This window comes from Bartonella sp. MR63HLJHH (genome assembly GCF_042194155.1).
Taxonomy (GTDB): domain Bacteria; phylum Pseudomonadota; class Alphaproteobacteria; order Rhizobiales; family Rhizobiaceae; genus Bartonella; species Bartonella grahamii.
In genome coordinates this window covers 156198-179993 of the sequence record NZ_JBHIMN010000003.1, presented here as the reverse complement: position 1 = coordinate 179993, position 23796 = coordinate 156198, and the positions used below count along the sequence as shown (strand labels likewise).

Annotated in this window: 21 protein-coding genes and 2 pseudogenes; 9 read left to right on the top strand and 14 right to left on the bottom strand. The window is 38.6% G+C overall.

Annotation, left to right across the window (positions count from 1 at the left end):
* The first annotated feature begins 31 nt into the window (after positions 1 to 31).
* A complete protein-coding gene (locus ACFIKQ_RS03315) occupies positions 32 to 472 on the top strand; it encodes a PRC-barrel domain-containing protein (RefSeq protein WP_012754882.1) in 441 nt (146 codons plus the stop codon).
* 158 nt (positions 473 to 630) lie between these two features.
* Here the strand turns inward: ACFIKQ_RS03315 and ychF are convergent, their stop codons facing one another.
* Entirely contained in the window at positions 631 to 1734 is a 1104-nt protein-coding gene (gene ychF / locus ACFIKQ_RS03310; protein ID WP_012754883.1) for a redox-regulated ATPase YchF, read from the bottom strand.
* 267 nt (positions 1735 to 2001) lie between these two features.
* Between ychF and ACFIKQ_RS03305 the strand changes: the two genes are divergently transcribed.
* Complete coding sequence (locus ACFIKQ_RS03305) at positions 2002 to 2745, top strand: L,D-transpeptidase (protein ID WP_375635721.1); 744 nt, start codon at positions 2002 to 2004, stop codon at positions 2743 to 2745.
* A gap of 166 nt (positions 2746 to 2911) precedes the next feature.
* On the opposite strand, the gene pth is transcribed toward ACFIKQ_RS03305, so the two are convergent.
* Positions 2912 to 3493, bottom strand: a complete 582-nt coding sequence (gene pth / locus ACFIKQ_RS03300) for an aminoacyl-tRNA hydrolase (protein WP_375655917.1) — start codon at positions 3491 to 3493, stop codon at positions 2912 to 2914.
* A 76-nt stretch (positions 3494 to 3569) separates the two neighbouring features.
* A complete protein-coding gene (locus ACFIKQ_RS03295; RefSeq protein ID WP_012754886.1) occupies positions 3570 to 4199 on the bottom strand; it encodes a 50S ribosomal protein L25/general stress protein Ctc in 630 nt (209 codons plus the stop codon).
* Between the two features lie 292 nt (positions 4200 to 4491).
* Between ACFIKQ_RS03295 and ACFIKQ_RS03290 the strand changes: the two genes are divergently transcribed.
* Positions 4492 to 5991 carry a helicase HerA domain-containing protein gene (locus ACFIKQ_RS03290; RefSeq protein ID WP_375655915.1) on the top strand — a complete coding sequence of 500 codons (1500 nt, stop codon included), beginning with the start codon at positions 4492 to 4494 and terminating at the stop codon, positions 5989 to 5991.
* On the opposite strand, the gene ACFIKQ_RS03285 is transcribed toward ACFIKQ_RS03290, so the two are convergent.
* From ACFIKQ_RS03285 to lgt, 4 genes are all read right to left on the bottom strand, one after another.
* Positions 5988 to 6920, bottom strand: coding sequence for a ribose-phosphate pyrophosphokinase (locus ACFIKQ_RS03285; protein WP_375635718.1), 933 nt, complete (start codon positions 6918 to 6920; stop codon positions 5988 to 5990). The two genes, ACFIKQ_RS03290 and ACFIKQ_RS03285, sit on opposite strands and share 4 nt — an antisense overlap.
* A 482-nt stretch (positions 6921 to 7402) precedes the next feature.
* Entirely contained in the window at positions 7403 to 8194 is a 792-nt protein-coding gene (gene pgeF / locus ACFIKQ_RS03280) for a peptidoglycan editing factor PgeF (protein WP_375635717.1), read from the bottom strand.
* A 102-nt stretch (positions 8195 to 8296) separates the two neighbouring features.
* Complete coding sequence (locus tag ACFIKQ_RS03275) at positions 8297 to 9376, bottom strand: class I SAM-dependent methyltransferase (protein ID WP_375644867.1); 1080 nt, start codon at positions 9374 to 9376, stop codon at positions 8297 to 8299.
* Positions 9351 to 10229, bottom strand: a complete 879-nt coding sequence (gene lgt / locus ACFIKQ_RS03270; protein ID WP_375628150.1) for a prolipoprotein diacylglyceryl transferase — start codon at positions 10227 to 10229, stop codon at positions 9351 to 9353. The genes ACFIKQ_RS03275 and lgt overlap by 26 nt, the downstream gene beginning before the upstream one ends.
* A 323-nt stretch (positions 10230 to 10552) precedes the next feature.
* Between lgt and ACFIKQ_RS03265 the strand changes: the two genes are divergently transcribed.
* Complete coding sequence (locus ACFIKQ_RS03265) at positions 10553 to 10822, top strand: accessory factor UbiK family protein (protein ID WP_012754892.1); 270 nt, start codon at positions 10553 to 10555, stop codon at positions 10820 to 10822.
* Between the two features lie 381 nt (positions 10823 to 11203).
* Positions 11204 to 11704 (top strand): YbjN domain-containing protein, encoded by a 501-nt coding sequence (locus tag ACFIKQ_RS03260; RefSeq protein WP_012754893.1) that lies wholly within the window; start codon positions 11204 to 11206, stop codon positions 11702 to 11704.
* Between the two features lie 45 nt (positions 11705 to 11749).
* Here the strand turns inward: ACFIKQ_RS03260 and ACFIKQ_RS03255 are convergent, their stop codons facing one another.
* A complete protein-coding gene (locus ACFIKQ_RS03255) occupies positions 11750 to 13090 on the bottom strand; it encodes an ATP-binding protein (RefSeq protein ID WP_375655913.1) in 1341 nt (446 codons plus the stop codon).
* An 8-nt stretch (positions 13091 to 13098) separates the two neighbouring features.
* Positions 13099 to 13803: a response regulator gene (locus ACFIKQ_RS03250; protein WP_375655911.1), complete on the bottom strand. Its 705-nt coding sequence runs from the start codon at positions 13801 to 13803 to the stop codon at positions 13099 to 13101.
* Between the two features lie 144 nt (positions 13804 to 13947).
* Between ACFIKQ_RS03250 and ACFIKQ_RS03245 the strand changes: the two genes are divergently transcribed.
* Entirely contained in the window at positions 13948 to 14598 is a 651-nt protein-coding gene (locus ACFIKQ_RS03245) for an MBL fold metallo-hydrolase (protein WP_375635713.1), read from the top strand.
* A 64-nt stretch (positions 14599 to 14662) separates the two neighbouring features.
* On the opposite strand, the gene ACFIKQ_RS03240 is transcribed toward ACFIKQ_RS03245, so the two are convergent.
* Positions 14663 to 15436 (bottom strand): BA14K family protein, encoded by a 774-nt coding sequence (locus tag ACFIKQ_RS03240; protein ID WP_375655909.1) that lies wholly within the window; start codon positions 15434 to 15436, stop codon positions 14663 to 14665.
* Between the two features lie 768 nt (positions 15437 to 16204).
* Positions 16205 to 17251 (bottom strand): annotated as a pseudogene (locus tag ACFIKQ_RS03235) (helicase-related protein); the annotation flags it as partial.
* Here ACFIKQ_RS03235 and ACFIKQ_RS03230 point away from each other — a divergent pair.
* Positions 17246 to 17392 (top strand): annotated as a pseudogene (locus ACFIKQ_RS03230) (MBL fold metallo-hydrolase); the annotation flags it as partial. The pseudogenes ACFIKQ_RS03235 and ACFIKQ_RS03230 sit on opposite strands and share 6 nt — an antisense overlap.
* A 52-nt stretch (positions 17393 to 17444) precedes the next feature.
* On the opposite strand, the gene ACFIKQ_RS03225 reads toward ACFIKQ_RS03230, so the two are convergent.
* The 3 genes from ACFIKQ_RS03225 to ACFIKQ_RS03215 form a co-directional block, all read right to left on the bottom strand.
* On the bottom strand, positions 17445 to 18041 hold the full coding sequence (locus ACFIKQ_RS03225) for a BA14K family protein (RefSeq protein WP_375644871.1): 597 nt from the start codon (positions 18039 to 18041) through the stop codon (positions 17445 to 17447).
* A gap of 768 nt (positions 18042 to 18809) precedes the next feature.
* Positions 18810 to 21119 (bottom strand): excinuclease ABC subunit UvrB, encoded by a 2310-nt coding sequence (gene uvrB, locus ACFIKQ_RS03220; protein ID WP_375655907.1) that lies wholly within the window; start codon positions 21117 to 21119, stop codon positions 18810 to 18812.
* Between the two features lie 259 nt (positions 21120 to 21378).
* Positions 21379 to 21693, bottom strand: a complete 315-nt coding sequence (locus tag ACFIKQ_RS03215) for an SH3 domain-containing protein (RefSeq protein ID WP_273788409.1) — start codon at positions 21691 to 21693, stop codon at positions 21379 to 21381.
* Between the two features lie 338 nt (positions 21694 to 22031).
* Here ACFIKQ_RS03215 and greA point away from each other — a divergent pair, with 338 nt between their 5' ends.
* Together greA and ACFIKQ_RS03205 are read left to right on the top strand one after the other, a co-directional pair.
* Positions 22032 to 22505: a transcription elongation factor GreA gene (greA, locus tag ACFIKQ_RS03210; protein ID WP_012754902.1), complete on the top strand. Its 474-nt coding sequence runs from the start codon at positions 22032 to 22034 to the stop codon at positions 22503 to 22505.
* Between the two features lie 17 nt (positions 22506 to 22522).
* Positions 22523 to 23581 (top strand): glycosyltransferase family 4 protein, encoded by a 1059-nt coding sequence (locus ACFIKQ_RS03205; RefSeq protein ID WP_375635708.1) that lies wholly within the window; start codon positions 22523 to 22525, stop codon positions 23579 to 23581.
* Positions 23582 to 23796 lie beyond the last annotated feature (215 nt).

Sequence of the window (23796 nt, the reverse complement as noted above, 5' to 3'; positions counted from 1 at the left end):
GGTTTTATAAAGTAAAAACGGAGATGTTAAAATGAAAAAAATTGCATGTACTACTCTTATGTCAATTTTGATGGTTTCTAGTACTTACGCCCAGTCTTTTGAAGTGCCTTCAAAACCTGAAATGATCTCTTCGACGGGTATTGTACAGGTGGGGGTAGATAAGTCTGTGCGTTATGTGACACCTTTAGCAACGGATTTTGTTGCTTCCAGCCTTATAGGCGCCAATGTATATAATATAGAAGATGAAAATATTGGTGAAGTAAAAGATATTATTTTACGTGAAAATAATATTGCAGGGTTTGTTGTTGCTGTTGGTGGTTTTCTTGGCATAGGTGAGAGTTATGTGGTCGTTTCTCCAGAAACAATCCAGATGACAAATGATTATGGTAAATGGAAACTCATTACAAATGCGACAAAGGATTCTTTAAAGGACGCTCCAACATTTAAATACGAAGGGCGTTGGACGCGCTAATTTTATATTCCCATTCTTTAATGGATAAAACTGTTGCTATCATAATAATATGCTAGCAACGTTTTTTTTGTTCAAAAAATTCTTGGGAGCTTTTGCGACAAGATTCCAAGGACCTATTACAAAGTTTTCAAGATAAACTATTAAGACAGAGTGAAGATTTAAGTATTATGTTTAAATAACATGACATCGCCATCTTGCACAATGTATTCTTTTCCTTCATCGCGGGCTTTTCCTGCTTCTTTTGCACCGCTTTCTCCACCCAGAGCAATATAGTCATTGTAGCTGATGGTTTGGGCACGAATGAAACCGCGCTCAAAATCTGAGTGAATAACGCCAGCTGCTTGGGGAGCTTTTGTACCACGCGTAATTGTCCATGCTCGTGTTTCCTTAGGCCCACAGGTGAAGTAAGTAATGAGATCAAGTAAATGGTAACCAGCACGAATAAGGCGATTTAAACTTGGTTCAAAGAGTCCTAGAGCATTGAGATATTCTGATGCTTCAGCATCACTCAGTTGTGTGATTTCCGCTTCGATAGAAGCAGAAATGATAATGCTTTGCGCATTTTGCTCTGTTGCCATTTTTTCAACTGTTTGGGTAAAGCTATTTCCATGAGCGGCGTCATTTTCGCTTACGTTACAAACATAAAGTACAGGCTTGGAGGTTAAAAGATTCAAACTCTTAAGAATGTGGTGTTCATCGGAAGAGATATCTTTGAGTAATAACCGGACAGGGTTTCCCTGTTGCAGTATGTTTAATGCTTTTTCCATAATGGGTAAAATTGTGAGAGCTTCTTTGTCTTTTCCGGTCGCACGTTTACGGATTTGTACGATTCGTCGCTCAAGGCTCTCAAGATCGGCAAGCATGAGTTCGGTTTCAACGGTTGTGGCATCAGAAACAGGATCAATACGTCCTTCTACATGGGTAATATCTTCATTTTGAAAACAGCGTAAAACGTGGACAATGGCATCGACTTCGCGAATATTGGCTAAAAATTTGTTTCCTAAACCTTCGCCTTTTGAAGCTCCTCGTACAAGCCCCGCAATATCGACGAAGTTAATGCGTGTAGGAATTATTTCTTTTGAACCAGCGATTGATGCAATTTTTTCCATTCGTAAATCTGGAACAGCAACTTCACCGGTATTGGGTTCAATGGTACAAAAAGGATAATTGGCAGCCTGTGCAGTGGCTGTTTTTGTTAATGCATTAAAAAGAGTTGATTTCCCAACATTAGGTAATCCGACAATACCGCATTTAAAGCCCATGAGAGTCTTTCTTTTCTTTTGATTTTATAGTCAAGATAAAGCTTCTTTTTTATAGCATATTTTTAGAAGAGTTATAGTCTTTGTGTTGCGATAAGTGAGAAAAAAGTCTAAAGTAACAGATAATTTGCTTTTTTTACCTTAGTTCTTCTTATCTTAATGCTCTCCTTAGTCTCAAGGATAAGAAAACTTCGAATTAATGTTAATAATGTGCTAAGTTTTTCATGGTATGCAAATCTGCATAAATAATTAATCGGAGAAAATAGAAGAGTGTTATCTCGTTGTGTCTTTTTAATTGCAGCACTTTTGGCTTTAGCTGGATGTGCTACACATCAGTCAGATATGTCATCAGTTCCTTTTCAACAAGTTCGATACATTCCACCAGAAATACAGGCTTTGTACGGTCCTGTAACGAATGAGACCTATTTGTTACCTGCTGTTGATCTTGCGACAATTGATCCAAAGTTTTGGCGACAAGAAGTGATTTATTATACATCTTATCCACCTGGAACATTGGTTGTAGATACGCAAGAGTGTTTTCTTTACCTTATTGGTGAAAATGGAAAGGCTTTACGTTATGGGATTGGGGTCGGTAAGGAAGGTTTAGCATTTGAAGGTGAAGGGGTTGTACAGCGCAAGCGTCGTTGGCCAAATTGGGCTCCTACTGCAGCTATGATGGCTCGAGAACCAGAACGTTATGGTCATCTTGGGAAAGGAATGCCACCAGGACCCGATAATCCATTAGGTGCGCGGGCACTTTATTTGTTCAAAAATGGGAAAGATACACTTTTCCGTATTCATGGCTCACACGAATCGTGGTCAATTGGGCGTGCTATTTCAAGTGGGTGTATTCGTTTGCTTAATCAAGATATTATTGATCTTTATAATCGTGTTCCCGTTGGTTCGCGTGTTGTGGTCTTACAAAACAATAGGAGTATTCCTACAGTTTATAGTCAACAATCAAATGGCTATGATCCGCTACAGTCGACCATTCAGCCAAATGAATTTTTTTAATTTGGGGGAGAAAATTGAAGAGAACTGTTTGAGTATTTTGGTTTGCTGTTCAATCTTCTCTTTCTCTCAAAAGAGAATATAAGCCTTTCTTTTTCAAAAGTGTGTATAAGAGACATTTTTTTCAAGAGTTCTTATCCATATGCTTCACGCGACTGTGACACGCAAGTCAATGGTTTTGATTGTTTTTTATCGTTTGTGAAATTTCATTCATAAAGAGGGATTTGTCATCTTTCATAAGGAGAGCGATATTTTTTGCAATTGTCTCTAAGAGAGGGGATAACCATTCTTGATCAGATTTGGTAAAATTTCCCAGAACATGCTGATGAACAAGTTCTTTGCTTCCAGGATGACCAATTCCTATGCGTATACGACAATAGTCAGTGCCACAATGGGCATCAATAGACTTAATACCATTATGCCCATTATTTCCTCCACCAATTTTTATACGAACTTTTCCCGGTGACAGGTCTAACTCATCATAAATGATGATCAAATTCTTCAGATCTAATTTATAAAATCGCAAAGCTTCACCGATAGCTTGACCAGAGAGATTCATGAAAGTTTGCGGTTTTATAAGAAAAATTTTCTCATTATTTATGAAACCATTAGAGATTTCTGCTTGAAACTTCTTCGACCATGGAGAAAAAGAGAAGGACTGATAGATGGCATCAACAGCCATAAAACCGATATTATGGCGGTTATTTTGATATTGTAAACCAGGATTGCCAAGACCAGCAATAAGCCACATGTGTATCTTCAGTCAAAGTATGAGTAAGGGTAATGTCTCATAAATTAAGGCGGAAAAAATTCCCGCCTTTTGAGTTTTATGAAGTTTGCGTGTCTTCTTCTTCATCTTCTTGTTCAGAAGTTTCATCACTGACATCCATGCCAGCAGGAGCTGCAATGGTTGCAATGGTAAAATCTCGATCTTGGATGATGGGAGTCACATCTTTTGGCAGTTGCACTGCTGAAATGTGAATAGAGTCACCAATAGAGTAGCTGGCGAGATCAATTTCAATAGCTTCAGGAATAGCACTTGCTGGAGCCGTACATTCAATTTCGTGCCGAACAATATTGAGGACACCACCCTTTTTAAGTCCAGGTGCTGTATCTTCATTGAGGAAGTGGACAGGAATATTCACTTCTACAACGGATTTTGCTGAAATGCGTAAGAAATCTACATGGAGGGGAAAGTCACGCACGGGATCTAATTGATAATCTTTTGGCAAAACCATAATTTTTTGCTTGTCAAGAATAATCGTTGCAATGGTGGTACGAAAGCCACCGGCATGAATTTTGTAGAAAATTTCTTTATAGGGAACTGTTATTGCCAAAGGAGGTTGTTTTTCACCATAAATGACAGCAGGAATAAGACCGTTGCGGCGAAGTTCACGGGAGGACCCCTTACCAACCCGCTCGCGTTTTTCGGCCTTAAGAGTGTAGCTTTTGCTCATAATTTAAGTCCTTTTTACATGATTGGAGATCCTTCAAAAACAGTAATAGTTTTTGCATGGATATGAAGATATGCGCTAACCAACAGCGATCGCTCCATTCTGCGTTGCCTCCAAGGGTGTCTACACAGAAGTTTGTTCTATAATTCAAACTATTCATAGATGCAAGAGTTGTGGGAAAAATCGATGATTTCTACCGTTAAAAAGGAGGAAATGTTACAAATTACGGTGTGGATGGAGAATCAGCCAATATGCGCTGGCACTGATATGTTCAAAATCAAACACTGGAGATGTTATGAAGGTTGAGATTGCCTTGGGTGAGATGTCAGAAAGTCGTGCTTTGCATAAATCGATGCCAGCACTTCTTGATCTGGAAGAGTTATTGGCGACACGTCTTCTTGTACAAGGTAATTCCGGTTCAGGGAAATCACATCTTTTACGCCGTCTTTTGGAGCAAAGTGCTAAGTGGGTTCAGCATTGTGTAATTGATCCAGAAGGCGATTTTGTAACTTTGGCAGATAAATTTGGTCATGTTATTGTAGAGGCTCAACGTAGTGAATTAGAATTGACTCGTATTGCCCATCGCATTCGACAACATCGGGTTTCAGTGGTATTTAATCTTGAAGGTTTGGATACTGAACAACAGATGCGTGCTGTAGGGGCTTTCCTTGGGGCACTGTTTGATGTGGAACGTGATTATTGGTATCCTATGCTTGTCGTTGTCGATGAAGCACAATTGTTTGCTCCAACTGCGGCAGGAGAAGTTTCTGATGAAGCACGTAAGATTTCTCTTAGTGCTATGACCAATCTTATGTGTCGAGGGCGTAAACGTGGTCTTGCTGGTGTTATTGCGACACAACGTTTGGCTAAGTTGGCCAAAAATGTTGCTGCTGAAGCTTCAAACTTTTTAATAGGGCGGACTTTTTTAGATATTGATATGGTGCGCGCTGCTGATCTTTTGGGAATGGAGCGCCGCCAAGCGGAAATGTTTAGAGATCTTGAGCGGGGGAATTTTATAGCTTTAGGCCCCGCTTTATCACGACGTCCCTTACCAATCATTATCGGTTCTGTTGAAACTTTGGCACGCTCTTCTAGCCCTAAATTAATGCCACTTCCAACAGAGCGGGATGATGTGCAAGAGCTCGTTTTTACTGCTTCACCAGAGGAAATTTTAAAGCCATTTAAACAAACACGAGAGCCGATGAGGGAAAAATCAATGCACGAGATATTAGAGGAGGTAGTGCATAAAAAACAAGAGTTGTTGGAAGAAACCCCGAGTTTATTTCCTGAACTTTCTGATGTTGAGCATGACGGCCAAGCAGAACATATTATTCGGGAAATTCTTGAGGATTCTGAGGCTTTTTATCGTTCAACAGCGGTGCTTTATCAAGATTTTTCAGTTCGTTGTCGTATCCATGGTATGTCAAAGGTTCCTTTTAATCTTTCACAATTTCGGCGTAAATTGGCTATTGCTCAGGCTTTTGTTGATGAACAAACGGCTGTCAGTGAACATTGGAAACATATTTTGCAGATATCAGAAAGTTTAGAAGAAGATGTCCAAGGAGTCTTCTTGAATGTAGCACAGGCTGCATTAGGGGGAAAGCCATGTCCATCCGATGCATTTTTAGCACGTCTTTATGGGACTCATTCTTTAAGCCGTGCACGCCGACTTTTAACCTACTTTGAAGAGCGTGGTCTTATTGTTATTCATACGCATTTTAGTGGCCAACGTATTGTTGCATTTCCTGATCTTGGTGTTGAAACAGCACCAGGAGACCCCAAGGAACCCCTTTAACCAAATAAGCTGGAAACCGATTGTTCTGCTGCTGTCCTTGCAATTGCTTCCCCAATAAGGTCGGCAATGGGCAAAACACGAATATTATGGGCTTTCTCAATAGTTTGTGTTGGCATAATTGAATCTGTAATAACCAATTCTTTCATCTCTGAATTGGTAATTCGTTCGATTGCATTACCAGAAAGAACGCCGTGCGTGATATAAGCCGTGACACTATTGGCACCATGTTTAAGCAGAGCACTTGCTGCATTGCATAAAGTTCCACCTGAATCAACAATATCATCAAGCAAAAGGCAATCTTTTCCCGATACATCTCCAATGATATTCATAACCTCTGATTCACCGGGACGTTCACGACGTTTATCTACAATAGCAAGCAAACTATTCAAACGCTTGGCGAGCGAGCGTGCGCGTACAACACCACCCACATCAGGTGAAACAACAATAACATTTTCAAGAGAATAATGTACTTTGACATCGCGAGAAATAACAGGAACAGCATAGAGATTATCCGTAGGGATATCAAAAAAACCTTGAATTTGTCCTGCATGAAGGTCCAATGTTAAAACACGATGGGCCCCTGCTTCAGTAATCAGGTTGGCAACAAGTTTTGCGGAAATGGGAGTACGCGGACCAGGTTTACGGTCTTGGCGGGCATAGCCAAAATAAGGGATAACAGCTGTGATGCGACGTGCCGAAGAACGACGAAGCGCATCAATCATGATGAGTAATTCCATCAAGTGATCATTGGCTGGATAGGATGTAGATTGCAAAACAAACACGTCCTGTCCACGCACATTTTCATGCAATTCTACGAAAATCTCTTGATCAGCGAAACGTTTTACGGTGGCTTTTCCTAAGGGGATGTTCAAATAATTTGCAACATCTTCAGCTAGGCGTGGATTAGAATTTCCGCAGAAAAGTTTCATAGTAGAACCTCTGAATTATCATGGTGGGAATGCGACACGGTTTTTAATTTCTTTTTATTAAATTGCAAGAGAACAATTACAAAAGCCTTACAATTTTATCGATTATTGTTAAAGAGCTATGCGGTATGTTTTCTCTTTTTCCAAAAGTTTGTTTCTTTTAGAGCAAAGTTTTTTCTCCATGTGACAAAGAAATACGTATTGATTAAGCTTTTTGGTTATTACTTTATAAAAAAATGCTTTCAATATGGGGAATGTTTCATATTTAAGATGAATGAAGAGGAGTAAAAAAGAGGAGTATCATCTTGCCTTCAATCATTATAACCAAACATTGAAAATGATTCAGAGCAAAAGCTATCATATTTTATGGGCTGGTAAATAATTTTGTAAAAAAAGCAAAGCAAAATACAATGGGATTTATTTTTACATTTGAGTAAAAAGTTTAGTTTTGCAGTTTTGGTATTGTTTTAAAGCATAAAAGAGGATCATTTTTTATTTTTTAGCATAATAGCAGAAATTTGCCGTCCGTAATCAGGTTCGCTGCGGTGGATTGCACGGCGATAGGAGAAAAAACGCTTTTCATCTTTGTAGGTACAAAGCTCCACACAAGAAGCATTAACGCCTGCTTTGATGAGTTGATTCATAATGAATGCCCACAGATTAAAGTAAAAGTGATTTATTTTGTCTGTTTTTATAAAATATTTTTGGTATTTGCAGTGGCAATCAATAAATTGGTCGTAAAATTCACTTGTTACTTCGTAGTGACAAGGACCAATACAAGGTCCAAGGACTGCTGTTATTGATTGTCTTTTGGCACCTTGTTTTTCCATAACAGCAATTGTTTTCTCGATAATTCCATTTAAGCTTCCGCGCCAGCCAGCATGAGTTGCAGCGATGACACCTGCTTGTGGATCAGCAAACAGAATGGGTCCACAATCTGCTGTAAGAATGCCGATTACGAGTTCTTGTGTGGTGGTAACGAGAGCATCGGCTCTAGGAGGGGAGCCGATAAAAGCTTTATCAACGACAATGACTTCACAAGAGTGTATTTGATTGACAGTGACTAAATTTTGTATCTCAACATCAAAATAATGAGCGACCAAAGTGCGGTTTTGTGTAATATGTTCAGGGTGATCATTTGAGCTTTGTCCAACATTAAGGCTTTGGTAAAGGCTTTTTGAAACACCACCTTGACGAGTAAAAAAACCATGTTCTATCCCATGGGTGTGTAAAGTAGAAAGATTTTTTGCAAGAATGGGATGAGGGATAGATTTCATAAAAGTTCCTTATGGAGATTATTTGAAGTGAGGGTGGAGATGTTCATATTTATCAATGAATATTTCAGATAATGATGTGCTTATTGACAAAAGCGCCGATCATCAAAATTGGGGAGGTATGGAGATGTTTTTATCACTGAAATGTAAAACTTTAAATAATTTTCCCATTTGATCTTGACCAGCGAGCCGTTCGATGTCTTGGCGGATTTTGTCTTGCAAAGGAGCACTTTTGCCAACTCCAAGCTGTTTTGCGCGCTCCAGTAGCCCCATTTTTAAAAGAAAATCTCCTTGCTCGAAGATTTCAGCAAAACAACCTTGTTCAAGGGCTATGTTTTTTAAAAAAGAAAAACCAACATGGGATGTTAAATCATGTTCACCAGGGGCATCAAAAATATCACGAAATCTATGTTTTGACAGTGCTTGCAAGGTATCGCCAAATGCAAGATCAGCAGCACCATAATCAATGAGCAAAGCAGAACCTGTCACTTGCACTAAATGGTGGCTGATTTGTTGCATGAATTGATGCCGTAAGGGGGCATATTCAAAAATTGTTCCGTCAGGCACTTTAGAACAATAGGTTTGTAGATAAGAAGAGGGAAGTTTATGCGGGGCAGCAATAAAGATGAGATCTCCATCTTGATTGACTGTAATGCAGCGCTCTTTCCATTCTCCATTGACTTTAATATATTGGTTGATAGGGAGTGTATCGAGAAATTCATTAGCTATGAGGAAGAGAGGTTTTGAAGGAATTTGATTAAAATTTTCAATGCTATGGATTTGTTTTTGATAAGAGCAAAGGCGCTTTTTTTGTTCTTTTGCAAGCTTTTTACTTATTTCAAGGAGAAAAACTTCAGAAGATTCAAATGCTGTCGTGGATAATTTTTGAATGGTACGCAAAACATCATCCATGAGAGTTCCACGTCCTGGACCTATTTCAGCGAGGATAAAAGGTCGAGGAAAACCATGAGCGTTCCAGCTTGCGAGAACCCAAATCCCAATCATTTCTCCAAATAATTGGCTTATTTCAGGTGCTGTAATGAAATCACCGGTACGTCCAAAAGGTGTTTGTGTTTGATAATAACCAAATTGAGGATCGGTAAGTGCCAACGTCATATATTGGCTAACAGTGATTGGTCCATTAAGGGCAATAATTTCTTTAATTTTTTCTTTTAGATTGGCCATTTTCTGTCGATTTATATTTAAAGGCATGGAGAAGAAGATAAAACCCTAAAAGAAGCATGGGAAGAGATAAAGCCATGCCATAGGTAAAACCAGTAGAATGGAAAAGAGTTGAAAACCATTCTGGATCTTCTTGGGGCGCACGGTAAACTTCAGAAATGCTGCGCGCTACTGCGTAGCCTATAATAAATGTTCCTGCAACAGCTCCAGGGCGCTTTAATGCTTTAAAGGCAAAAATGATAAGGCATAAGATGATGAAGAGAAGAAATCCTTCCATGAAAGCTTCGTAAAGTTGGCTTGGATGGCGCGGTAGATAGTGAGGATCGAGAGGAAAACAAACAGCCCAAGGACGTGTAGTAATATTGCCCCATAACTCTTGGTTAATGAAGTTGCAAATTCGTACAATGCCGATACCGATAGGAGCACCTGCAGCAATGATATCAAACATGGCTCGTATGTTAATATGATTTTTACGGGCAAACCAGATCATAGCAATGATAATACCAATAAGTCCGCCATGAAAGGACATTCCCCCATCCCATACGGCAATGATAGCACTTGGATGGTTAAAATAGTAAATGGGATCCCATACAAGAACTTGTCCTAAACGCCCTCCGACAACAACACTTATGGCAGACCAGACAACAAAATCTCCGATCTTTTCTTTATCCATAGGAGGGTGGTCTCTATACCATAGAGATGTTTTTTTTAATAATTTTTGCGCATACCACCAAGCAAAAAGAATACCTACCACGTAACCAAGTCCATACCAATGAAGTGCTATGGGACCTAACTGGATAATGACAGGATCAAGAAAAGACGGAAAAGCAATGGCTGGACAAGACAGATTATTCATGAATTAAGCATCTTACATTATACGAGATGAATATGAAGTGACTCTGATGGTCAGAAATGACAGATGAATGCGCAATGGTCAAGTCAGTAGGGAGGCTAGTCAGAAAGGGAGATAGATTTCCACTGATTTATCGCGGTAAAAAAAATGGTGATAAAAGAAATATTAAAAAATCTTAAAAAGATCGTCATGAAAAATCTGCACAGTATGTAAAATTCTGCACAGTATGTAAAATATAGGGTAAAAGGAACAAATTACAGTATCTAAATGTTATGAGAATACGCTATAATGCGTGCGTCAATAATTAAAATTTAAGGAAAAATGTTATGCGTAATGGATCAAATCGTATTCTTGATGAATTAGCAAAATTAGCAACAGATGCTGCTGACGTCGCGCAAGGTATACGACGTGAAGCTGGAACAGCTTTTCGTGTGCAGGCTGAAAAGATAGCAAACAAACTTGATCTTGTTTCTCGCGAAGAGTTTGAGACTTTTAAGGAGATGGTGCTGAAAATCCATGCTGATAATGCTGATTTGAAAAGGCGCCTTGATGATTTAAAAAAAGATGATTTAAAAAACGCAGACACAAAAAAGTAAGATAGTTTCTTAAAAAAAGAATCTTCAAAAAAATATCCCCAATTTTTCAATATGATGCGTGAAACTAAAAAATGCTTAATCTTGAGTCTGTTAGAGCGGAGCATTTGTTTATTTTTGATTTTTTTTTGGGTAAAATACATTTTTTTGAATCAGGGGGGCTGGCGCTATGAAATTGTATCAATACACTGAAAAGACTTGATGATTCGTTTTATGACTATCAGGTTGCCCTAAACAGCGCGATTGTGTTCTGGGTGTTTGTGTACTGTCGATGTTTTTATGTGTATTTGTTTGGTGTAAAGGTTCTGATTGTAGCAAAATATTGTTACAGTTTAGGCGGTTTATATTCTGTTGACAATGTTTTTAAGATGATTGAGGATTGTGATGAGGCTTGCATTTTGCGCCACAGAGAGAAAAGAGCACCCTGTTGACTTTATCGAACAGATTGCCTGTGAATATGATTGGTCGTTTGAGCGGGATGCGCAAGATGAAATTAGCGTTTGTGTGGAAGGAAAGCGCGCAAATTATCGTCTTGCTTTTTCATGGATGGAAGAGCATGAAGCACTTCATTTGGCTTGTTCGTTTGATCTCTCTATTAAAAATGCTCGAACAGCTGAAATACAGCGCTTATTGCTAGCAATTAATGAAAAGTTGTTGTTGGGACATTTTGATTACTGGCAAAGGAATAATTCAGTTATTTATCGGCAAGGTCTTCTTTTGGCTGGTGGGATGCATCCATCTCATATACAGGTTGAAACATTGTTGATACATGCACTTAAAGTCTGTGAAAGCCATTATGTTGCATTTCAGATGGTTGCTTTGTCGGGAGAAAGTGCTTACAAGGCACTGCAGTACACTTTGTTTGAAACTGTAGGGAATGCCTAAAATACACAGTCTGTTATTTTTACAGATGGTTTGCTGAAATATTGCTCATAGGGGGATATCAAGAATAGCGCGTAATCCCCCAAGTGGGCTTTCATCTAATTGTATATTGCCACCATGGCTGCGTGCTATGTCTTGAGCAATAGAAAGACCAAGTCCTGTTCCACTTGCATCTTGATTTCGTGCTTTATCAAGTCGAAAGAATGGCTTAAAAACTTCTGTACGCATATTTTCATGAATTCCAGGTCCATTATCATCGATTATCAATATAAAAGATTCTTGTTGAGAGTTAGCTGTTAGTTTAACGGTTGTGCCGTAACAAAATGCATTTGATACAAGATTGCTGACCAAGCGTGTGAAAGCACGGGGACGTACTTGTATTTCTGTAGGACCTTCAATGGTGTAAAAAAATTGACGTTTGTGAAGATGAGCATCGGCGGAGAATTTTTGCATAAGAGCATTTAAATCAAAAGTCTTGACACTTTCACTTCCTTCACCACGAGCAAAAGCAAGATAATCTTCTAATATATTTTGCATGTCACTTACATCTTGCTCAAGCGGTTTAGTATCAAAGTCAGTATTTACTAATGCTAGCTGAAGTTTAAAGCGTGTAAGAATGGTTCTTAAATCATGGCTTACTCCTGAGAGCATCATGGTGCGTTGTTCGATTTGGCGTTCAATACGTTCTCGCATACGTAAAAAAGCAATGCCAGCACGACGGACTTCATCAGCTCCTTGTGGTTGAAATCCTTTTGGTAAAGGACGACCGCGTCCAAAGCTTTCTGCTGCTTCAGCCAATTGTTGAATAGGTTTAATTTGATTGCGCAAAAAGTAAATTGCTATCAGTAATAAAACAAGAGCTGTTCCTACCATCCAGCTTAAAAAAATAGCAGTATTGGAAGCGTAGGCTTGGCTGCGTGGAGCAAAGACGCGTAAGATATTGTGACCAAGGTGGATACGGATTTCAACAAGATCAGAATCTCCTACGGTATCGATCCAGAAGGGACGGTTAATTTGGCGGGTGATTTCTTCACTTAAAAAATAGTCAAGAATTGCAAAAAATGGCTTAGGTCCTGGAGGGGGTAAGGAGGTAGGAGATAGAATAGAAATGTTTAATCCCATGCGTTGTTGTGCAATACGCTTGATATCTCCATAGTTATCTTGTTGTGGATATGTTTCAAGAATATCAATAATGGCTGAAATGTCATGCACGACAGCCATTGAAAGACGCTCGGTTACCATTTGCCAATGGCGTTCCATAAAGACATAAGCAATGACTGTTTGCAGCAGTACCATGGGAGCGATAATAATGATCAAAGAGCGAGCATAAAGCCGTTTAGGCATTTTTTTCGTTAACCATCGAAGAAAAAATCTTAAAGGTTTGGTCATTCTTGTGCCTATTCAATTGAGAGTTTATACCCTATTCCTCGCACGGTTTGGAGCCATATAGGCAGTGCTGGGTTTTTTTCGATCTTACGACGAAGGCGGTTGATCTGTACATCAATGGCACGTTCACTTATATTGCTGTCATCGGTTGCGAATTTATGGCGCGGAATTGTATCGCCTGCATTTTCGGCAAAAATGACCATCATTTCTTGTTCTTTATCTGTTAATTTAATAATTTCTCCTCCTTTTTTGAGTTCGCGTCGTGAAATTGAAAATATATAAGGTCCAAAAACGATCTGCTCAATTTTTGGTTGGCTAAGGGGAAAGCCACGCCGTAAAATGGCATTGATACGAAGGAGAAGTTCACGAGGATCAAACGGCTTAGCAAGATAATCATCTGCACCCGCTTCTAAGCCATGGATACGATTGTCTATTTCTGATAAAGCTGTTAGCATGAGAATGGGAACATCTTTTGTTTGGCGGAGTGAATGAGTAAGATCAATACCGTTTTCACCAGGCATCATGACATCAACAATAAGAAGATCAAAATCTAAACTTGCCAACAGTCGTCTTGCTTCATTAGCATTGGCTGAAACTGAAACACGAAATCCATTTTTAATGAGAAACTGAAATAAAAGATTGCGGATACGAGTGTCGTCATCAATCACAAGAAGGTGAGGTGCGTCATCACACAAAACTTGAACATGATCGGACATTCTTAAAAACCTTGATAAAAATTTAGTTTACACAAGATGCAAGTTTACATAAGTTGTATAAAGCTGTCGAGCAGACTATTTTTTGTAGAGGGAGAGGAATGCTCCTTATAAACTTAGTAAAATTTTACTTTTGAAAAGGACGTCATGGGGAATCTTAGTGCACATATTATTCCAGTTACGACATTCCAACAAAATTGCACTTTGCTTTTTGATAGTGAATGTAAAACGGGGGTTCTCGTTGATCCCGGTGGTGATTGGCCGCGGATTCAAGACGTAATCGAAAAGAATGGCGTTATCGTTGAGGCTATTTGGATAACACATGGTCATTTTGATCATGTGGGAGCAGCAATGCAAGCGAAAGAGGCGCTTAATGTAAAAATTATCGGTTCACATCGCGATGATAAGCCTGTGATGGATGCCGTGAGCGAAAGCGCAAGAAATTACGGCATCACTGATGCGTGCATCTGTATTCCTGACCAATGGTTAGAAGATGGTGAGTGCGTTCATTTTGCTGGACATGTGTTTAAGGTTTTTCACACCCCAGGACATTCTCCTGGTCATGTTATTTATTTCAATGAAAAAGAACGCTTAGCTCTCTTGGGTGATGTGCTCTTTCGTGGTTCTATTGGACGCACTGATTTCCCCTTCTGTTCTCATGAAAAATTGATGCACTCTCTTCGAGAAAAAGTTTTACCCTTAGGCGATGATGTTTGTTTTATCTGTGGGCATGGTCCTAAAAGTAGCATAGGCTATGAGCGCCAAAATAATTCTTTTCTTCAAGATTTTAATATATGAGCAAACAAAAAAACGCTTTGAAGCGTTTTTTTGTGCCATTTAAGACTTTTTAGTAGAACAGAAGTTAATTTATTGGGGCATAACAAATGTGTTCCAAACCATTACGGTCTCGAAAAGTCCCTGTTTTAGGGTTGAAGGAACGGTATTTTTTCTTGCAATAGTTAAGCCAATCAGATTCTAATGATTGCTGGAGTGGCTCATATTTCACCGTTTGCTGCACCTGATAAACTCTTTGATTTTGCGGAACTTTTTGATAAATTACCTGATTTTGTGGTACTATTTGATAAACCACTTGTGGCTGTTCTGGTTTTTTTAAAATTGTACCAAGAATACCCACCGCTAAAGCATCTCCTGAGTTGTCTATATGAATATTACTGTGTTTTGTCTTTTTACGCTCAATGTGATGATATGTTTTGTTTTCAACATGATGATAATAATGATGATAATAATGATGTTGATGATGATGTTGATGATGATGTTGATGATGATGTTGTTGTTCCGTCCTATTATGTTTGGCTTTAAATCTTCTAGAGTTTTCTTCAGAAAGCTTGCGGAAATCATCAACAAACTTTTGGAAATCATCAGAATGACAGACATTTTTGCTATCAGAACAATGGGAGCTAGAAAAACGGGAACGCCAGATATCATCAATTTTCTTATCAATTTCCCTTGTCGCATCATCTCTTTCTTTACGCATCTTCCTCTTCATATCATCTATTTCTCTCGTGAGAGGGTGAGTAAAGTCCCATGCCATATCCGCAAGCGTTGCATTTAGCGGCATGAAAACGGTTGCAGTTGACATTGCTGATAATACCGCTAACCTGATCACCTTTTTCATAATGATGCTCCTTGTGTAAATTCGTATTTTTCACATCCTACACGTTTCAAACTGAATAGAGCCTGAATAATTTTGGACTTTATTGTGACAAAACAAATGAAAATTCATTTAGTTAAACCTATCGAAGATACAGTAAAATAAAATCATGACAGAATTTTGATTTCAATTAATGTACTCTGCTTGAGGTTAATTAATAAGTTTGTATTGAGAGTACCCGATTTTTTACTATGGAATATAAACTCTTTATTTAGGGATACTTTTTGTATCACTTGATACAATATGAATTGAATAATAGGCGTATGAATAAAAATTATCATTTTTTATCATAAGCTTATGGTGCTATGATAAAGTCTTGTTTTACTTTATTTGTGTTATAGAACAGTGTCCTGTTTGAATATTCTCTTTTGATGCTAAATAATATTTGAGTTCGATATCAGAGTATAACTTTATAAAGATAATACATTTTATGATTTTTTTGATATATATAAAACATTTTCTTTAAATTTGTCTGCTTTTTTAGAGTTTAGAAGTTTTTTACATTTTTAGGGATTTTTTATAACGCGGTTTAACAAGAAAAATTGCTTAAAAAGTCAATAAAGTTTGGGCATTTTTTGTAAAATGTTCTCTCTCATGGTGTTTTAGATAAACTGGAGCTTCCTTGATGTTTGAGGTCGTCTGTTTTGCGGATAGTGCTGTTTGCTTTTGAGCTTTAGTCGTTTTTTAGAAGAGCTGAAGATTATTTTAGGCGGTTTGAAATTTTTTGCTCCTTTATTGATTGCGTTTTTTTCGTTTTATTGTTGCTTGATTAGGGGTGTTTTTACCAGATTTTCCTTTTCGATTTTCCAAAATACCAGTGTCTATGGTTGGTCCCATATGTGCAAGGTCTGGTTTGGAGAAAAGGCTTGGTTGTAACACGGGCTCATGGGTGGATTGTTCGCTATGATGTGTTAAGGGGCTCTCAGCGATTTCTAGTTCTATCTTTTGTAATTGTTTGATTTCATCGCGAAGTCGCGCTGCTTCTTCAAAGTTGAGATCAGCAGCCGCTTCATGCATTAATTTTTCAAGGTGTTTAATATGAGATGTCAAATTGTTGCCAACCATATTTTTTTTCTCGATGACATCAGGGATATTTGTGCGAATATGGTTGTTTTCATAGCCTGAATTGAGAATATCTCCGATATTTTTTTTGATACTTTTCGGTGTGATATGGTGTTCTTCATTATAGGCTATTTGTTTTTGTCGACGTCTTTGTGTCTCCTGTAAGGCTCGTTCTATGGAGCCTGTGATTATATCTGCATAGAGGATAACGTGGCCATCCACATTACGTGCAGCACGTCCGATTGTTTGTATGAGGGAAGTTTCAGAGCGCAAAAAGCCCTCCTTATCGGCATCTAGAATGGCAACAAAACCACATTCTGGAATATCTAAGCCTTCTCGGAGCAAGTTGATACCGATGAGGACATCAAAGGTGCCAAGCCGCAGATCGCGTAGAATTTCAATGCGTTCTAATGTATCAATGTCAGAATGCATATAGCGTACGCGAATATCTTGTTCGTGGAGATATTCAGTTAAGTCCTCGGCCATACGCTTTGTGAGAACTGTCACCAATGTACGGTAGCCTTTTTGAATTGTTTTACGAATTTCATTCACAACATCATCGACTTGATTGCTGGCTGGACGAACCTCTGTTGGTGGATCAATGAGCCCTGTTGGACGAATAATTTGTTCTGCAAAAGTGCCATGAGATTGTTCTATTTCCCAGCGTCCTGGTGTTGCAGAGACGGCAATAGTTTGTGGGCGCATGGCATCCCATTGTGTTTCCATGAAAAATTGATGCAATCCCTTCGAGAAAAAGTTTTGTCCTTAGGCGACGACGTTTATTTTATCTGTGGGTATGGTCCCAAAAGTAACATAGGCTATGAACGCCAATGGAATCCTTTTCTTCAAAAGATCTAAGGGGGAGGGCATAAAAAAACCCGCTTTAGAGCGGGCTTTTCTCAATGTTAATTCAATTTACTGGAGCATAGCAGACATGATTTAAGCCATCACTGCCTCGAAAAGTCCCTGTTTTAGGGTTGAAGGAACGGTATTTTTTCTTGCAATATTGAAGCCAATCAGATTCTGATGATTGTTGTACTGGCTCATATTCCACCGTTTGCTGCACTTGATAAATCACCTGATTTTGTGGTGCGTCTTGATAGACAATTTGTGGCTGTTCTGGTTTTTTAAAAACTTTACTAAGAACTGCACCTGCTGCAAGAGCAAGAATGCCCAATGCTAAAGCATTTCCTTGAATATTACTGTGTTTTGTCTTTTTGCGTTCGACATAATGATATGTCTTGCTTTCAACGTGATGCTGATGTTGTTCTCTCCATGTCTGGCTGAAATAATGACGCTTGTGGGGATCATCAAAAGAGTGATGTTCACTATGAAAAGAATGGGAGCTAAAATTGCGAGACGGTAAACCAGCCCCCCTCTTCATTTCACGCATGGTATCATAGTAACTATGATACCGTGCCATATCCGCAAGCGTTGCATTTAGCGGCATGAAAACGGTTGCAGTTGACATTGCTGATAATACCGCTAACCTGATCACCTTTTTCATAATGATGCTCCTTGTGTAAATTCGTATTTTTCACATCCTACACGTTTCAAACTGAATAGAGCCTGAATAATTTTGGACTTTATTGTGACAAAACAAATGAAAATTCATTTAGTTAAACCTATCGAAGATACAGTAAAATAAAATCATGACAGAATTTTGATTTCAATTAATGTACTCTGCTTGAGGTTAATTAATAAGTTTGTATTGAGAGTACCCGATTTTTTACTATGGAATATAAACTCTTTATTTAGGGATACTTTTTGTATCACTTGATACAATATGAATTGAATAATAGGCGTATGAATAAAAATTATCATTTTTTATCATAAGCTTATGGTGCTATGATAAAGTCTTGTTTTACTTTATTTGTGTTATAGAACAGTGTCCTGTTTGAATATTCTCTTTTGATGCTAAATAATATTTGAGTTCGATATCAGAGTATAACTTTATAAAGATAATACATTTTATGATTTTTTTGATATATATAAAACATTTTCTTTAAATTTGTCTGCTTTTTTAGAGTTTAGAAGTTTTTTACATTTTTAGGGATTTTTTATAACGCGGTTTAACAAGAAAAATTGCTTAAAAAGTCAATAAAGTTTGGGCATTTTTTGTAAAATGTTCTCTCTCATGGTGTTTTAGATAAACTGGAGCTTCCTTGATGTTTGAGGTCGTCTGTTTTGCGGATAGTGCTGTTTGCTTTTGAGCTTTAGTCGTTTTTTAGAAGAGCTGAAGATTATTTTAGGCGGTTTGAAATTTTTTGCTCCTTTATTGATTGCGTTTTTTTCGTTTTATTGTTGCTTGATTAGGGGTGTTTTTACCAGATTTTCCTTTTCGATTTTCCAAAATACCAGTGTCTATGGTTGGTCCCATATGTGCAAGGTCTGGTTTGGAGAAAAGGCTTGGTTGTAACACGGGCTCATGGGTGGATTGTTCGCTATGATGTGTTAAGGGGCTCTCAGCGATTTCTAGTTCTATCTTTTGTAATTGTTTGATTTCATCGCGAAGTCGCGCTGCTTCTTCAAAGTTGAGATCAGCAGCCGCTTCATGCATTAATTTTTCAAGGTGTTTAATATGAGATGTCAAATTGTTGCCAACCATATTTTTTTTCTCGATGACATCAGGGATATTTGTGCGAATATGGTTGTTTTCATAGCCTGAATTGAGAATATCTCCGATATTTTTTTTGATACTTTTCGGTGTGATATGGTGTTCTTCATTATAGGCTATTTGTTTTTGTCGACGTCTTTGTGTCTCCTGTAAGGCTCGTTCTATGGAGCCTGTGATTATATCTGCATAGAGGATAACGTGGCCATCCACATTACGTGCAGCACGTCCGATTGTTTGTATGAGGGAAGTTTCAGAGCGCAAAAAGCCCTCCTTATCGGCATCTAGAATGGCAACAAAACCACATTCTGGAATATCTAAGCCTTCTCGGAGCAAGTTGATACCGATGAGGACATCAAAGGTGCCAAGCCGCAGATCGCGTAGAATTTCAATGCGTTCTAATGTATCAATGTCAGAATGCATATAGCGTACGCGAATATCTTGTTCGTGGAGATATTCAGTTAAGTCCTCGGCCATACGCTTTGTGAGAACTGTCACCAATGTACGGTAGCCTTTTTGAATTGTTTTACGAATTTCATTCACAACATCATCGACTTGATTGCTGGCTGGACGAACCTCTGTTGGTGGATCAATGAGCCCTGTTGGACGAATAATTTGTTCTGCAAAAGTGCCATGAGATTGTTCTATTTCCCAGCGTCCTGGTGTTGCAGAGACGGCAATAGTTTGTGGGCGCATGGCATCCCATTCTTCAAAGCGTAAAGGGCGATTGTCCATACAGGAAGGTAGGCGAAACCCATATTCTGCTAGGGTTGCTTTTCTTCGAAAGTCACCTCGGTACATGCCTCCAATTTGGGGAATGGTTACGTGGCTTTCATCGATAAAAACAAGAGCATTGTTTGGAATGTATTCGAACAAGGTTGGTGGTGGTTCTCCGGGTTTTCGTCCTGTTAAATAGCGTGAATAATTTTCGATTCCAGAGCATGAGCCGGTGGTTCCCAACATTTCCAAATCAAAAATTGTACGTTGTTCTAAACGTTGTGCTTCTAAAAGACGTCCAGCTGCGTTCAACTCATCGAGGCGTTGAACGAGTTCCATTTTAATCGATTTCATCGCTTGGTTAAGTGTTGGGCGTGGTGTTACGTAGTGTGAGTTGGCATAAATTTTAATCGATTGAAGGTCGCCTGTTTTTTGTCCTGTGAGAGGATCAAATTCCGTAATTGTTTCCACTTCATCGCCAAAGAGCGAAATACGCCAAGCACGATCTTCGAGGTGGGCAGGGAAAATTTCAATTGTATCCCCTCGAACACGAAAGGAACCACGAATGAAATTAATATCTTGTCGATGATAGTGTTGGGCAACTAAATCGGCCAGTAATTGCCGTTGATTGAGTTTATCACCTTTTTCTATTTTGAAGGTCATAGCAGTATAAGTTTCTACTGAACCAATCCCGTAGATACAGGATACAGATGCGACAATAATGACGTCATCACGTTCAAGAACAGCACGTGTTGCAGCATGGCGCATACGGTCGATTTGTTCATTAATTGAGGATTCTTTTTCAATATAGGTATCAGAGCGTGCAACGTAGGCTTCTGGCTGATAATAGTCATAATAGGAAACAAAATATTCGACGGCATTGTGGGGAAAAAAACTTTTAAACTCTCCGTAAAGCTGTGCTGCTAGAGTTTTATTTGGTGCTAAAATCAGAGCTGGACGCTGTGTTTTTTCAATGATTTTGGCCATTGTATAGGTTTTTCCTGAGCCGGTAACACCCAAAAGCACTTGTGTACGTTCATCTTTTTGAATTCCCTCAACCAGAGTTTTAATTGCTTGAGGTTGATCTCCCGCAGGTTCAAAGGGTGTTTCGAGTTGAAATGGAATGCCACCTTCAGACTTTTCAGGACGAACAGGGCGGTGAGGTGTCCATAACGCGCCATTCTTAAAAAGAGGATTGCCTGAGGCAATCAGAGCAGAAAGAGCCTCAACTGTTGCTGTAACACCATTTTTCATTGTTGTATCCTTTAATAGAAAAGTGCTGGTGATTTTAAAGAAAATACTAATTTTTACAATTTCATTACGACAACAGCAAAACGTTATTGAACAGATTTATTTTGGTTTATTGGAGCTTTCATTAGGATATTGATCAAGTTTTTTCTATGAGACGAATTCTTCGAAGTGTTTCTTTGGAGGGGGCATATTGTGGTTGTTCGTGGACACTATTGCATTTTTGCCATGATGATATTTAAGATGGCATAAGTTATTATGGCTGTTATGGAGAATAATCGGTACGTTTGGGCACTAAAGACATCGTGTATGTGTGATAAAGATCATTTCCATCTTTAAATGAAAGATAACGAGATGACACCCAACCTATTTGAGTGTTATATCGGATATGGCACCAATTGCCTTCACAGTTTTTAACAAAAACCAATTCTCCAGCAGAGATTAAGCCGCAAAGTGCATACTGAGTGCTAGGACCTGTTCTAAAATTAAGATTTCTCGTAACAAAAGCATCCGCAGCTTCAGATACTGTTGTGGCGAAAAAGAAAGAGCCAAACATAAAAAAAATGACGATTTTTTTCATTCTTCTGTAAAGAATTTCTTTAGAGATTTTCTATCCTTCTCTCTTTGTATCCCATATGATTTCTTTTGCTAGATTATGATAAAACAGAAAAAAATACAATTCTTTCTTCTTTAGGAGACTTTAAAGAGAAGAGTGAAGTTTAACGGTTTAAACACCAAAATGAGATGTTTTAATCACTATTTGTGCATGTTTTGTTTCCTTTATTTATTTTTGTATGGAAAATAGCGATACTGTACTATATAATAAAAAAGATCGTAGTTTTCGGATTCCAAAAGTAATTTTGGAAGCCGTTTTTTGTATTTTTATTAAACCTTCCGTGTAATAGAAAGGGACGGATTATGGAAAAAGTTCCGATGACTACAGCTGGTTTTGAGAGTCTTAAAGAAGAGTTGCGTTGGCGTCAACAACAGGAGCGTCCGCGAATTATTGAAGCAATTTCTGAGGCGCGTGCACATGGTGATTTATCAGAAAATGCTGAGTATCATGCAGCTAAAGAAGCGCAAAGCCATAATGAGGGGCGTATAAATGAGCTTGAAGATTATATCGCACGAGCAGAAGTTATAGATGTCACGCGTCTTTCAGGCGACAAAATAAAATTTGGAGCAACCATTAAACTCTTGGATGAGGATACTGAAGAAAAAAAAGTGTATCAGATCGTAGGAGATCAAGAAGCTGATGTAAAGGTTGGTAAAATCTCTATTTCTTCGCCTATTGCACGTGCACTCATTGGCAAGCAAGAAGGTGATGTGATTGAGGTGAATGCACCCGGTGGTGCGCATAATTACGAGATCATTAAGGTTCAGTACATCTAAATAACATATGGATTATTATGCGTGTATCTTTGGATGAAACTGAGATTATTGCGCCTCACTTTAAAAGGCGTTTATCGGGAGTAACATCTACGATTATTCAGCTTATTCCACTGCAACGCGAACAGGGTGTGCGTATATCCACTTTGGGGTTTGGTTTACCACAAACTTTGCCGGCTCTTGCTTTTAAGGACCTTTTCGGACTTTGGAAAAGTCCGAAAGGGAAGCCATTTCGTATTTGGCATGCACGACGCAATATTGAGATGCTTTTTGGGATCTTTTTGCGCGATATCTTGAAAATGAAGCTGAAACTTATCTTTACATCGGCTTCACAACGCCATCATAAGCCTTTTACCAAATGGTTGATTCGCTGTATGGATAGGGTTATCGCTACCAGTACACATACGGGCGCTTATCTAGAAGTGCCTCATAAGGTTATTATGCATGGGGTGGATGTGAAGCGTTTTACTCCACCACAGACTCTTGATGATTGCTTTTTTTCGACAGGATTTCCAGGAAAATACGCGGTAGGGTGTTTTGGGCGTCTGCGTTACTCAAAGGGAACAGATTTATTTGTTGATGCCATGATAGCGTTATTGCCTGACTATCCTGAATGGACAGCACTTATCGCTGGTCGTACGACAGAGCAATATTATCATTTTGAAAAAGAATTACACCAAAAGATTGCTAAGGCTGGTCTGGATGATCGCATTATTTTTCTTGGTGAGATTCTGGATATCCCTTTGTGGTATCGTCGTTTATCGCTTTATGTTGCACCTTCTCGTACAGAAGGTTTCGGTTTAACACCATTAGAAGCAATGGCATCACAGGTTGCGGTTGTAACGAGTGATGCAGGAGCTTATAAAGAATTGGTGGTCGAGGGAACAGGAACAGTTGTAAAAGCAGGAGATGGAGCGGCTTTAACAGCAGCAATTGAACCTTATTTTGCTGATGTAGAAAAAACATTGGTAGCCGGAAAGAAAGCTTTAACCCATGTTCGTACACACTTTCCTTTGGAAAAGGAGACAACCGAGATTGAGCGTGTTTACAAAGAACTGTTTGCGGAAAAAACACTTTGATTATTATATCAAAAATCTTTTTGAGGAGTGATAAAAAGTGTCTTCCTTAAAGGTTTTTCATAGTCATCAAGAAAACAGCTCAATGATATAAATGTTATTTTACAAAATTTATATTGTCTTTAGTAGAACGCTATAAGAAGTTCTCAAAATTTTGGATAAAAGATTAAAAATGTATACGCTTGAGAGCAATATGTGCTTTATGATGAAGCATACTA